We start from the raw sequence: 12,917 nt of genomic DNA on the forward strand, positions 1-12,917 counted from the left end.
AAGCCCGCGATCAGCTGGACCCGCCCCTGACGCACGGCCGCGCGATTTTGCATACACTGCACGACGACGCGCGGCACCGGGCCGCGCCTTACCGTGCACACCACCATGTCCGATCACCAGGTTTATCTCGACGCGCTGGATGCCAGCCTCGTCGCCATCGAGCGCTGGCTGTCCGGCGTCGATACCGCGCCCGAGGCGCTCGACGCGCTGCTCGCCGCTTTTTCCGCTGAATTCACGATGATCCTGACCGACGGCCGTGTCGTCGATCACGACGGTACGCGCGCGCTGTTCGCGAAGCTCGCCGGCGCGAAGCCGGGACTGCGCATCTCGCTGTCGGACACCCGCGTGCTCGCGAGCGGCGCGTCGCATGCGACGCTCACCTATCTCGAAGCGCAGCACGCGGCTTCGGGCGAGCTGCCCGCGCGCCGTGCAACCGCCGTGTTCGAGCGCGACGCGGCGGGCGTCGTGCGCTGGACCCATCTGCAGGAAACCTTCTGCACGGCCTGAGCGGCCGCGCCCCGTTCGGTGCCGCGGCTCAGCGCTTGCGGCTGCGGGGAACCGTCAACTCGTCGGACACGCTCTGCATCAGCGCGCACAGCCACGCGATGTCGGTCGGGCGGTCGGGCTGCGGATGCGTGAGCAGGTAGCTCTTGATGCGCGGGAACGGCACGGGCGGCGTGACGACCACGAGCGGCAGCAACTGCGCATAGTGCGTCGCGAAGCGGCGCGTCGTCGTGAAGATCAGGTCCGACTGCAGCAGCACCTGCGGCACGATCCCGAAGTACGGCAGCGTCGTCACGATGCGCCGTGTGAGGCGCGCGCGCGCCAGGCCGATCTCGATCGCATTGCGCTTGTCGCCGGTGTACGGCGTCGGCGCGACGTGCGCGGCCGACGCGTACGCTTCGCGCGTGAGCGGCACGCGTGCGAGCGGGTGCGCATCGCGCATCAGGCACACGATCGTGTCGGAGAACAGGTCCTGGCGCGCGAACTGCGGATCGGGCTTCGGCCAGTTGCCGATCACGAGATCGAGCGCGCCCGATTCGAGCGCGCCCGCGTGATCGAGCGCGGGATTCAGCGAATCGATTTCCAGGTGCGCATGCGGCGCCGCGTCGCGAAAGCGCTCGATCAGCGTCGGCATGAAGAAATCGTTCAGGTAATCGGGGGCGGCGACGCGGAACGTGCGCCGTGCGGACGACGGATCGAAGTTGCCGTGCGGCGTCGCGATGAAGTCGACCTCGCGCAGCGCGCGCGACGCGGCCTCGAGCAGCGACGCGCCGTATTCGGTCGGCACCATCCCGGATTTGCCGCGCACGAGGATCGGGTCGTTCAGCGTCTCGCGCAGCTTGCGCAGCGCGGTGCTGATCGCTGGCTGGGTCTGGTTCAGCCGCAGCGCGGCCTGCGTGACGCTGCGCTCGAGCAGCAGCGTGCGCAACACGCGCACGAGCCAGATATCGAGCGAGGCGGTACGGTCGTCTTCTTCCATCGTTAGGGGGATTCGGGTGAAGCGTAACCTTACCGCAGCCGCGCGTCGGCGTGCGTGATACCGGCCATCACATCCGGCCCTTCGGCAGCGTGCTGATCCGCTTGACCTCGCGCGATTCGAGCCAGTTCGGCGTGCGCGCGCAATACAGCACCATCGGCAGCGCGTCCTCGCCCCAGAACAGCTGCTGGTTCATCCAGAACGTCGGCACGCCGAACACGCCGAGCGCGATCGCATCGGCGTTGTTGCGGGCCAGTTGCGCGGTGGTCTCCTCGAATTCGATCAGCTCGTCGCCATGGCCGACGCCGACGCGCTCGCACAGCGCCGCGAAGCCTTCCGGCGTCGACGGATCGTTGCCGTCGCGCCAGATGAAGCGGTACATCTCCAGCACCGTCGCGATATCGGCGCGCAGCGCGATCGCGAGGCGCAACACCTTGTCGGAATCGAACGGGTGCGCGGGCGGCATCTTGAAGCGGATGCCGAGCTGTTCCGCGCGAAACAGCGCGTGACGGTACGTGAACACGCGCTTGGCCGGCACGTCGGCGGTCGGGCGTTGGCCCCAGTGGCGCTGCAGGTCGATGAGCGACACGGCGATGGGCTCGAACGGCACATCCGGCCACTTGTCATGCTGTTCCAGGAGCAGATAGGAGAACGGCGACACGAAGTCGAAGAACCAGGCAGGCTGGGCGGTGTCGAGGCCGGTTGTCATGACGATCTCCAGAGGGTGGGGCGTGCGGCGCCTGGCGGCGGCCTTCATGTTACGCGGCGGCGCGCGCATGCGGCAATGATCGCGGATCGTCCGCTCACGCGGAACCGGGAGTCGCCCGGGGGGGATCGCCGGCCGGTGCCGGTGCCGGTGCCGCGTCGGCGCGTGCCTGCGGTTGGCTGCCGGTGCCAGGCGGGGCCGCCGGCGTGTCCTGGTCGTGCGCGGTGAGCCGTTCGCGCACGAAGCCGATGTGCTCGCGCAGCACGTAGAACTGCCCGGCATAGGCCAGCGGCATCTTCATCCGGTTCACGGCTTCCTCGATGTCGTCGAGCTCGTCGAGCAACTGCACGCGTTCCTCGGCCGTGTGTTCGCCGAGCGCGCTGCGCTCGAGCGCGATCAGCGCGCCGTACCAGCGGTAGATGCGCGAACGCACGCGCCAGCCGTACAGCGACGGCACGAGCCGCAGCCCGGGGATCAGCACGACGATCAGCGGCACGACCACGACGAGCAGCCGGTCGACGAGGCTCGCGACCCAGAACGGCAGCCGCCGGTACAGGAAGGTCTTGCCTGATTTGTAGTAGCGCGCGGCATCGTCGGACAGCGGGAAGCCGCGGGTGACGGACGACGGGAATTCGCCCGCGTGCTGCAGGATCGTCGCGTGGCCGTGTACCTCGCGCGCGGCCTCGATCAGCAGGTCGGACAGCGCGGGATGCAGCGAATCGCGCGCGACGAGTTCGATGGTCGGTGCAACCGTGTGGATGTCGGCGGGCGGCAGGTTGCGGCCGAGATCGTAGACACCCATCGGCAGCGTGATCGCGGTCAGGTACGGAAAGCGCCGCGCGTACGCCTCGGCCTGCGTGAACGAATACACGTGCACGCCCGGCGCGCGGAACAGCTTCGCCATCACCGGGATCTGCGTCGAGTCGCCGGACAGGAAGGCCGCGTCGATCTTGCCGTCGAGCAGCGCGGTGGCCGCGTCCTCGCCGGCGGTCGGCAGCAGCTCGGTCGAGCCGCCCGGCACGATGCCGTTCATCTTCAGCAGCGCGAGGCTCAGCTCGCGCGCGCCGCTGCCTTCCGCGCCGAGCGCGAGCCGCTTGCCCTTGAAGTCGGACAGGCGCGCGACGACCGGGCCGCGATACATGATCGCGAGCGGCACGTAGCCGATACTGCCGAGCGACACGAGGTGTTCGTCGCGCTCCTTCGGGCCGATGCCGCTCTGCACGAAGCCGACGTCGACCGTCGCGTTCGGGTTCGACAGCCGCGCGAGGTTCTGGGCGGACCCTTCGGATGACTGGACGTCGAGCGTGACGCCGTTCTTCGCGAGGATCGTCTTGTATTTCTGCGCGGCGTTCCAGTATGTGCTGCCGGGCGGCCCGGACGAGATCACGAGCGTGGACGGCGGTGCCGGCTGGATCAGCTTGACCGCGAGCCAGACGGCCGCGACGGCGAGCAGCACGGTGGGGCCGATCGACAGCGCGAGGTCGCGCCACGACACCGCGACGAAGCGGGCGAGGATGCGGCGAGGCGGGCGAGGGCGGACTGGCTTCATGGGGGCGGCGGATGACGCTGGCGTGACGTATCGGTGACGGCCGGACGGTTGTCATGGACGATGCCGATGCTCGCGGCGATGGTACCCGGTTTCGCCGTGCGTGCGCGAGTGGGGCAGCCCGGCGCGGCCCCGCGGCGACAGCGGTGGGCAGCCCCGCGTCAAAATCTTTGCGCTTCCGCGGGCGCTGGATTACATTGTGCGACGCAGCCGCGCCCGATTTGCGCGCGACCCGGCACGCAAGCAGACCGGGCGCGTCCGGCCGGCGGCTGTCCGGCGCGGCCGGCCCGCTTTCGCGTGCGCCGGCCGCCAGCCCGTCTTGCCTCTCTCGTATCGCCGTGGAAAACACCGGCTGTCCCGCCCGTTCGCGCGCGGGCCGGCTGCTTTTGGGGGTAATCGGCCGTACTGTGCACGGCCGTTCCGGAGTGATAAGGAGATAGCATGAAGTCGATCGTGTTGAGAGCGTTGGGCGTCGCCGCCGTGGCGGCCTGTCTGTCGGGCAGCGTGTATGCGCAGTCGAGCGATGCCGCCGCAATGGAAGCGCCCGCGGCCAGCGCGCCGAAGGCCGCCGCGAAAACCGCGAAGAAGGCGAACCGCAAGCTCGGCTACGCGGTGCGCAAGGCGATTTCGAAGGAACCCGGCGTGAACGTGTCGAACCTTGTGGTGCGCTCGAAGGGTGGCGCGATCACGCTGGAAGGCACGATGCCGGCCCAGGATCAGATCGACAAGGCCGAAGAGGCAGCCAAGGGCGTGAAGGGCGTGACGTCGGTCACGAACAAGCTGACGGTTCAGCAGCAGTGATGCCGGGCAGCGGCGCGTGAGCGCCGCATGCGCCCGTTTTCAGGCGGGCCCCGGTACGCCGGGGCCCGTTTGCGCTTGAGAGGCCGCATGCCGCATAAAGCGGTGGCGGACCGATAACGATATCGAGAGGGCGGCGATGACGAGGCTCGGGTGGGGCAGGCGGATGGTTTTCGGCGCGGCGCTGGCCGCGGTCGCGATACTCGGCGCCTGCAACGGCGACGAGTCGGCCGAGCGCAACCGGTTGCCCGGCTTCGTGTCCGGCAACGTGCGCACGACGGCCTATGACGGCGCGAGCGACGACCTGCTGACGGCCGGCCTCGGCAAGACGGGCCTCGGCTCGGCGAGCGCCCCCGGCTTTGCGAATGCCGCCCGGCCGACGAGCGCCGAGCTGCGCCGCCTCGCGATCTGGTCGAACTACCGCGCGCTCGTCGACATGAGCGCGAATGGCGGCTACGGTCGCTTCTGGGGGCCGAACGTCGACCTCGACGGCAACGACACGCTCGGCGAAGGCAAGATCCCCGGCACCGAATATCTCGCGTACTCCGACGATGGCAGCGGCAGCAAGAACGTCACGCTGCTCGTGCAGGTACCCGCCAGCTTCAATCCCGCGCAGCCGTGCATCGTCACCGCGACGTCGTCCGGCTCGCGCGGCGTGTACGGTGCGATTTCCGCGGCCGGCGAATGGGCGCTCAAGCGCGGCTGCGCGGTCGCCTACAACGACAAGGGCGGCGGCAACGGCGCGCACGAACTCATGTCGGACACCATCACGCTGATCGACGGCACGCTCGCCAACGCGGTGCTGGCCGGCACCACGAGCCTGTTCACCGCGAACGTCACCAGCGGCGATCTCGCCACGTTCAATGCCCGCTTCCCGAACCGCTATGCGTTCAAGCACGCGCATTCGCAGCAGAATCCCGAGCAGGACTGGGGGCGCGTGACGCTGCAGTCGGTCGAGTTCGCGTACTGGGCGCTCAACGAGCAGTTCGGACCGCTGATCGACGGCTCGCATCATGGCGTGCGCTATCGCGCGGGCGACATCACGACGATCGCCGCGTCGGTCAGCAACGGCGGCGGCGCGTCGCTCGCGGCGGCCGAGCAGGACAACCGCGGCTGGATCACCGCGGTCGTGGTTGGCGAGCCGCAGATCAACGTGCGGATGGCGCCGAACGCGGTCGTGCGCTCGGGCGGCCAGCCGGTGCCGTCGTTCGGCCGGCCGCTGGCCGACTACGCGACGCTCGCGAACCTGCTGGAGCCGTGCGCGGCGGCATCGGCGTCGCTCGCCGGCGCGCCGTACCTGAGTGCGCTGCCGGCGGCGACCACGCAGTCGATCCGCACCCAGCGCTGCGCGACGCTCGCCGCGGCCGGGCTCGTGTCGGGCGCCGATACGCAAAGCCAGGCCGCCGACGCGCTTGCGCAGCTTCACGCGGCCGGCTACCTCGCCGATTCCGACCTGCTGCAGGCGCCGATGTGGGATTCGCAGGCGATTCCGGCGATCGCGGTGACCTATGCGAATGCGTACACGCGCTCGCGCGTGACCGACAACCTGTGCAATTTCAGCTTCGCGACGACGAACCCGGCGACGGGTGCCGTGGCCGCGCCCGCCACGTCGCCGATGCCGGCCGTGTTCGGCGTCGGCAACGGCGTGCCCCCGACGGCCGGCATCGACCTCGTGTTCAACACGGGCGCGGGCGTCGACCACCGGCTCGCGACGCCGGATGCGAGCTTTGCGGGTGCGCTGTGCCTGCGCCAGCTCTGGACGAACGGGATACTCGGAATGCCCGCGAACGTCGATGCGGTGCGCGTGAACGCGAACCTGCAGGGCAAGCCGGCGATCATCGTGCAGGGCCGCAGCGACGCACTCGTGCCCGTGAACCACGCCTCGCGCGCGTACGTCGCGCAGAACGGCATCAGCGAAGGCAGCCGCAGCCAGCTCGTGTTCTACGAGGTGACGAACGGCCAGCACTTCGACGCGTTCCTGCCGGTGCCGGGCTTCGACACGCGCTTCGTGCCGGTTCACTACTACAACCTGCAGGCGCTGAACCTGATGTGGAAGCACCTGAAGAACGGCGCGCCGTTGCCGCCGTCGCAGGTGATCCGAACGGTGCCGCGCGGCGGCACGCCGGGCGCCGCGCCCGCGCTGACGAGCGCGAACCTGCCGTCGATCTCGGCCGCGCCGGGCGCGAACGCGATCACCGTCGGCGCCGGCGCGATCGACGTGCCGCTCTGACGGCACCCGCCGCGCCGCCGTCACGAAGCCGGACCGCCGTCCGGCTTTTTCTTTTGGGTGTCGTGGAATCGGTCCCGTGCCGCCTTTTTTCCGAATGGCGAGCGCCGTAACAAATTATTACTTTACGGCGGTAAATCAGAACCCTAATATGCGCCGGTATTTTCACTTAATTTAATAAATTCCATATACGAGATATTCCTTTCCGTTTAGTTAATCGATCCTTTCGATTTTATTAAATCGGCTCGAGTCGCGATTGATCGTCGTTTTGTGATTAATCGGCATCTCGCCGAGGGGGATTGTTCGTCTGTTCGAAGCGAGGCGGCCCGGTCGGGCCGGCCTGGCGGGGCATGTTTTTGCCGTCGATTTTGTGCGGATGCAAATTCGCGCGATGAATTCGCCCGGCTGCGGATTATTGAATTGTCGTTCGCAATGGAATTGATTCCATTGTGCAGTCGCAAAAATATGGGTGGGGTAAATCATGCCGATCGGTATTCGCCGATCCGGTAAAAAACTCGGAGTGCGTCGCATAACGAATGCATTCCTGGTGCGGAGCGTCGGCGCAAATGATCCTTTGCGGCCGGCGGTATTTATCGTTCTGTTCGAGAGGCAATAATGACGACACGGAAGTCCTTGAAAGACGGTTTCGCGCTATTCGGAACGACACTGAGCGTGCCGCTCGCCGCCGCCGCGGCCGCAGCGCTGCTCGTCACGGGGTGCGGCGGCGACGACGGGTCGAGCCCCGCCGCTTCGGCCGCCGCCGCGGCCGCGACGTCGGCCGGCACCAACACGTCGGCCAACACCAGTACCACGGCCGCAGCGGCCGACCAGCCGTACGTCGACAACGACGTGTACGGCACCGGGCCGAACGACGCGGTCACGGATGCCACGGAAGGGGCAGCCGTCGTGCACCGTACGGTCACGATCGGCGGCAAGACCATCAAGTACACGGCCACCACGGGCCACCTGACGACGATCGACCCGACCACGTCGGCGCCGAACGCGAAGATGTTCTACGTCGCGTACACGCAGGACAATCCGGACCCGTCGAAGCCGCGCCCGGTCACGTTCTTCTACAACGGCGGCCCCGGCTCGTCGTCGGTCTACCTGCTGCTCGGCTCGTACGGGCCGAAGCGCCTGCAGTCGTCGTTCCCGAACTTCACGCCGCCCGCGCCGTACAAGCTGCTCGACAACCCGGACAGCCTGCTCGACCGCACCGACCTCGTGTTCATCAACCCGGTCGGCACCGGTTACTCGGCGGCGATCGCCCCGGCGAAGAACAAGGACTTCTGGGGCACCGACCAGGACGCCCGCTCGATCGACCGCTTCATCCAGCGCTACCTGACCAAGTACTCGCGCTGGAATTCGCCGAAGTTCCTGTACGGCGAGTCGTACGGCACCGCGCGCAGCGCGGTCGTGTCGTGGGTGCTGCATGAGGACGGCATCGACCTGAACGGCATCACGCTGCAGTCGTCGATCCTCGACTACGCGAATGCGCTGTCCGCGCCGGGCACGTTCCCGACGCTCGCGGCCGATGCGTTCTACTGGAAGAAGACCACGCTCAACCCGACGCCGACCGATCTCGACGCGTACATGGTCCAGGCCCGCAATTACGCGGACAACACGCTCGCGCCGCTGGCGCAGAAGCCGAACCCGCAGGACGGCGGCTTCGTGAACGTCCGTCTGAACCTGAACCTGCAGACCGCGCAGCAGATGGGTTCGTACATCGGCACGGATCCGACGTCGCTGATCCAGACCTTCGGCAACCCGGCGGCGCTCGGCAACGTGCCGTCGTCGGACGACAACCCGCCGTACACGTTCTTCCTGACGCTCGTGCCGGGTACGCAGATCGGCCAGTACGACGGTCGCGCGAACTTCACGGGCAAGGGCATCGCGCCGTACATCCTGCCGAACTCGGGCAGCAACGATCCGTCGATCACGAACGTCGGCGGCGCGTACACGGTGCTGTGGAACAGCTACATCAACACCGACCTCAAGTACACGTCGACGTCGTCGTTCGTGGACCTGAACGATCAGGTCTTCAACAACTGGGACTTCAGCCACACGGATCCGACCGGCGCGAACAAGGGCGGCGGCAATACGCTGTACACGGCCGGTGACCTGGCGTCGACGATGAGCGTGAACCCGGACCTGAAGGTGCTGTCGGCAAACGGCTATTTCGACGCCGTCACGCCGTTCCACCAGACGGAGCTGACGCTCGCGCAGATGCCGCTCGACCCGACGCTCAAGGCGCAGAACCTGACGATCAAGAACTACCCGTCGGGCCACATGATCTACCTGAACGACGCGTCGCGGACCGCGCTGAAGGGCGATCTCGCCAACTTCTACGACGGCATCCTGGCCAACCGCACCGCGCTGCAGCGCGTGCTGAAGCTGCAAATGCGCACGCAGCAGCTCAAGCAGCAGAAGTTGCAGCAGCAGGGGCAGTAAGCGACGTGGGTGGCTTGCGCCGCCCCGGATGAACGACAGCCCGATCGGCGCAGGCCGGTCGGGCTGTTTTCATGGATGGCGGGCGATGGACCGCCGCGTCATGCGCCGGCAGCGAAATGGCGTCAAACCGTCGAGGGCGCGGCGTTCGCGCCGCGTGTTACGCGAGCACGAGCCGGATGCCGACCGCGACGAGCGTCGCGGCGAGCAGGTTGCGCAGCAGCCGCTCGGGCGCGCGCGCCGACAACAGGCTGCCGATCACGATGCCGGGCAGCGAGCCGAGCAGCAGCGACAGCAGCATCGACCAGTCGACCGAGCCGAGCAGCCAGTGACCCATGCCCGCGACGAGCGTGAGCGGCACCGCGTGCGCGATGTCGGAGCCGACGATGCGGGTGGTCGCGAGCGCCGGATACAGCAGCAGGAGCACGGTCACGCCGATCGCGCCGGCGCCGACCGACGTCATCGACACGAGCACGCCGAGTACGGCGCCCGTCAGCACGGTCGACCACAGCGTGCGCGCGGGGCTCGGTGCGAGCGGGTTGCGCGCGGCGAACGCGGCGAGCTGCGGCCGGAAGATCAGCGCGAGCGACGTGAGCAGCAGCGCGACGCCGAGCACGAGCTGGATCATGCGCGCGGTGCCCGGCGCGTTCATCCCGTGCGTATGCAGCCACCACAGCGTGACGGCCGCGGCCGGGACGCTGCCCGCCGCGAGCCGGCCCGTGATGCGCCAGTCGATCGAACCCTTCAGGCCGTGGACGAGCGTGCCGGTGGCCTTGGTCGCGGCCGCGTACAGCAGGTCGGTACCGACCGCCGTTGCGGGGTGGACGCCGAACAGCAGCACGAGGATCGGCGTCATCAACGAACCACCGCCAACGCCCGTCAGGCCGACGAGGATGCCGACGAACAGGCCGGACAACGAGTACAGCAGATCGATATGGGGAAGCGACATCGGGAGCAGGCGGTTATGCGGCGTTCGGCGGCGGCGCGCGGCCGCTGCGCGCGCGTCAAAGTCCGCCATTGTCGCAAATGTGGCGGGTGGATGTACGACTGCGTTAAAAATCGGTCGCGAAGGCCCGTGCGGCGGGCAACCGGCCCGCAGTAAAACAGGCGTTTGAGCGCAGCGGAGCGGGGTGGCCGGCCTTCTCGCGGCGATCGGTCCGAAACGCCTGATGGAACGGGCGTGCGTGCCGGCCCGGCACGCGTAAAAAAGGGCGCGACGGTGCGCGCCCCGGTTCGACCGTGGCGGTGGACGCCGCCGGCTGCCGGTCAGTGCATCGCGGGGCCGACGCGCTCAACCGCATCCAGCCGCCGGATGCGCAGCGCGAGGCCGATCAGCGCGGCCGCGGCGGCGAACGCCGCGCCGAACGCGAAGGCCGCATGGTAGCCGCCGTTCAGTGCGTCGAGCGGCGCGGCGTGCGCTGCCGCGAGCGCGTTGGTGCGGGCGGCCGCGAGGCTCGCGAGCACGGCGAGGCCGAGCGCGCCACCCATCATGAACGCGGTGTTGACGATCCCCGACGCGAGCCCGGAATCGGCCGGATCGACATCGTTCATCGCGGCGAGCAGCACCGGGTTGAACGCGATACCCGCACCGATGCCGAGCAGCGTCATGCCGGGCAGCACGTGCCAGACGAAGCCGCCGTCCGCCGGGGCACGCGAGAACAGCGCGAGGCCGCAGGCCGCGATCAGCAGGCCGGCCGCGATCGGACCGCGGATCCCGAAGCGCATCACGATCCGCGCGGACAGCCCGAGCGAGAACGCGGCCATGATCAGGTTTGCCGGCAGGAACGCGAGGCCGACCTGCAACGGCCCGTAGCCGAGCACACGCTGCATGTAAAGCGCGGACAGGAAGAACCACGCGAACATCGCGGCCGCCCACAGCACGGCGATCGCGTTCGCGAGCGCGACGTTGCGCGAGGCGAACAGCGAGAGCGGCATCAGCGGATGCGCGGCGCGCGCCTCGATCGCGATGAACAGCGCGAGCAACGCGACGGCCGCGCCGATCAGCACGACGGTCTGCGTCGACAGCCAGCCGGCTTCGTTGCCGCCGACGATCCCGTAGACGGCCAGCATCAGCGACGCAGTCACGGTGACCGCGCCCGCGACGTCGAGCCGCGCGGGGCCGGCCGGCGCGCGCACGCGCGGCAGCAGCGCGACGCACATCGCATAGACCGCGATGCCGATCGGCAGGTTGACAAGGAAGATCCAGTGCCACGACAGCGAACTCGTCAGCAGGCCGCCGAGCAGCACGCCGATGCTGCCGCCGCCCGCGCAGACGAAGCCGTACACGCCCATCGCGCGGGCGCGCTCGCCGGGCTCCGTGAAGAGATTCATGATCAGCGACAGCGAAACGGCCGATACGACCGCGCCGCCGAGCCCCTGCACCGCGCGCGCGGCGATCAGCATCGTCTGCGACGGCGCGAGGCCGCATGCGAGCGACGCGAGCGTGAAGACGACGAGGCCCGCGAGGAACATGCGCCGCTGGCCGTACAGGTCGCCGAGCCGGCCGCCGAGCAGCAGGCAGCCGCCGAACGTCAGCAGGTACGCATTGACGACCCATACGAGGGCCGTTTCGGTGAAGTGGAGGTCGGTGCTGATCGACGGCAGCGCCACGTTCACGATCGTGCTGTCGAGCACGATCATCAGCACGCCGAGGCAGAGGACGATCAGCGCGTACCAGCGCTTCTCGCCATGAATCCCGTGGGTCATGGGCTTGCAGCCTTCCGATGGTGATTCGAAGGGATGCATTGTAGACCTCGTCCGCGCGGGTTTCCTGCCGGTTTGTGGCAGTAGCGAAGCGGAGTCGCGCGTGCGGTCGGCACGCGCGCGATGGATGCGACGGGCGTTACGAGCGCGCCGGCAGTTCGCAGCCGTCTGGGCCGCAGGCGGCCGCGTCGTCGCCGTCGAGTTCGACGATGCCGTCGCGCCAGGCCTGGTCGAGCGCCTGCGCGAACGCATCGGCCGGCTGTGCGCCCGACACCGCGTAGCGGCCGCCGAACACGAACAGCGGCACGCCACGGCCGCCGATCTGCGCGGCGCGCGCGGCGTCGGCTTCGACTTCGTCGCGGTACAGGTCACTGCGCAGCACGGCTTCGACGGCCGAGCGCTCGAGCCCCGCTTCGACCGCGAATTCGGTCAGCTCGGCGTGATCGAACAGCGAGCCATGCTCGCAGAAATACGCGCGGTACAGCCGCTCGGTCAGTGCGTGCGCGCGGCCCGTCGCTTCCGCGAGCTTCACGAGCCGGTGGCCGTCGAGCGTATCGCCGACGAGCGTGCCGGGCAGGTCGTAGTGCAGCCCGACGCTCGCGGCCGCATCGGTCACCTGGCGCAGCATCTGGTCGACCTGCGCGGGCGCCATCCGGTACTTGCCGGCGAGCATCGCCTCGACCGGCTCGACCGGCTGGCCGGGCATCAGCCGGTACGCGCGCAGCGCGACGTCGACGCGGTCGGCGTGCGCGAACGCGGCGAGCGCCTCGTCGAAGCGGCGCTTGCCGATCCAGCACCACGGGCAGATCAGGTCGGACCAGATTTCGACGGTGAGGGTCGGGCGGGCAGTTGGGGCGGGAGCGGTCGTCATGGGCGATTCCGGGCAGCAAAAAAAGTGTAACCGGGACTATATCATTTTGTGCTTCGGCGCTTCGTCTTGGCCGGGCGGCCCTGCAAAACCGGCGCCCGGCGTATCGCGAAGCATCGACACGGCGGCGGCGTCCCGATA

Annotated in this window: 10 protein-coding genes; 4 read left to right on the forward strand and 6 right to left on the reverse strand. The window is 68.7% G+C overall.

The window, feature by feature from the left end:
* The first annotated feature begins 105 nt into the window (after positions 1-105).
* Positions 106-507: a polyketide cyclase gene (locus HWX39_RS07855; protein WP_175966762.1), complete on the forward strand. Its 402-nt coding sequence runs from the start codon at positions 106-108 to the stop codon at positions 505-507.
* Between the two features lie 28 nt (positions 508-535).
* On the opposite strand, the gene HWX39_RS07860 is transcribed toward HWX39_RS07855, so the two are convergent.
* From HWX39_RS07860 to HWX39_RS07870, 3 genes are all read right to left on the reverse strand, one after another.
* Complete coding sequence (locus HWX39_RS07860) at positions 536-1,483, reverse strand: LysR family transcriptional regulator (RefSeq protein WP_175966764.1); 948 nt, start codon at positions 1,481-1,483, stop codon at positions 536-538.
* 67 nt (positions 1,484-1,550) lie between these two features.
* On the reverse strand, positions 1,551-2,189 hold the full coding sequence (locus HWX39_RS07865; RefSeq protein WP_175966775.1) for a DsbA family protein: 639 nt from the start codon (positions 2,187-2,189) through the stop codon (positions 1,551-1,553).
* 94 nt (positions 2,190-2,283) lie between these two features.
* Positions 2,284-3,735: a TAXI family TRAP transporter solute-binding subunit gene (locus HWX39_RS07870; protein ID WP_175966777.1), complete on the reverse strand. Its 1,452-nt coding sequence runs from the start codon at positions 3,733-3,735 to the stop codon at positions 2,284-2,286.
* A gap of 438 nt (positions 3,736-4,173) precedes the next feature.
* Between HWX39_RS07870 and HWX39_RS07875 the strand changes: the two genes are divergently transcribed.
* From HWX39_RS07875 to HWX39_RS07885, 3 genes are all read left to right on the forward strand, one after another.
* A complete protein-coding gene (locus tag HWX39_RS07875) occupies positions 4,174-4,533 on the forward strand; it encodes a BON domain-containing protein (protein ID WP_175966779.1) in 360 nt (119 codons plus the stop codon).
* Between the two features lie 136 nt (positions 4,534-4,669).
* Positions 4,670-6,760 (forward strand): D-(-)-3-hydroxybutyrate oligomer hydrolase, encoded by a 2,091-nt coding sequence (locus HWX39_RS07880; RefSeq protein WP_175966781.1) that lies wholly within the window; start codon positions 4,670-4,672, stop codon positions 6,758-6,760.
* 612 nt (positions 6,761-7,372) lie between these two features.
* Complete coding sequence (locus HWX39_RS07885) at positions 7,373-9,208, forward strand: peptidase S1 (RefSeq protein ID WP_175966784.1); 1,836 nt, start codon at positions 7,373-7,375, stop codon at positions 9,206-9,208.
* 157 nt (positions 9,209-9,365) lie between these two features.
* Here HWX39_RS07885 and HWX39_RS07890 read toward each other — a convergent pair whose 3' ends face one another.
* The 3 genes from HWX39_RS07890 to HWX39_RS07900 form a co-directional block, all read right to left on the reverse strand.
* Positions 9,366-10,154 (reverse strand): sulfite exporter TauE/SafE family protein, encoded by a 789-nt coding sequence (locus tag HWX39_RS07890; RefSeq protein WP_175966786.1) that lies wholly within the window; start codon positions 10,152-10,154, stop codon positions 9,366-9,368.
* A 317-nt stretch (positions 10,155-10,471) separates the two neighbouring features.
* A complete protein-coding gene (locus tag HWX39_RS07895; protein WP_175966788.1) occupies positions 10,472-11,911 on the reverse strand; it encodes a DHA2 family efflux MFS transporter permease subunit in 1,440 nt (479 codons plus the stop codon).
* 136 nt (positions 11,912-12,047) lie between these two features.
* A complete protein-coding gene (locus HWX39_RS07900; protein ID WP_175966791.1) occupies positions 12,048-12,779 on the reverse strand; it encodes a DsbA family oxidoreductase in 732 nt (243 codons plus the stop codon).
* Positions 12,780-12,917: the final 138 nt, after the last annotated feature.

It is taken from the genome of Burkholderia sp. BCC0322 (assembly GCF_902833045.1).
Lineage (GTDB): Bacteria > Pseudomonadota > Gammaproteobacteria > Burkholderiales > Burkholderiaceae > Burkholderia.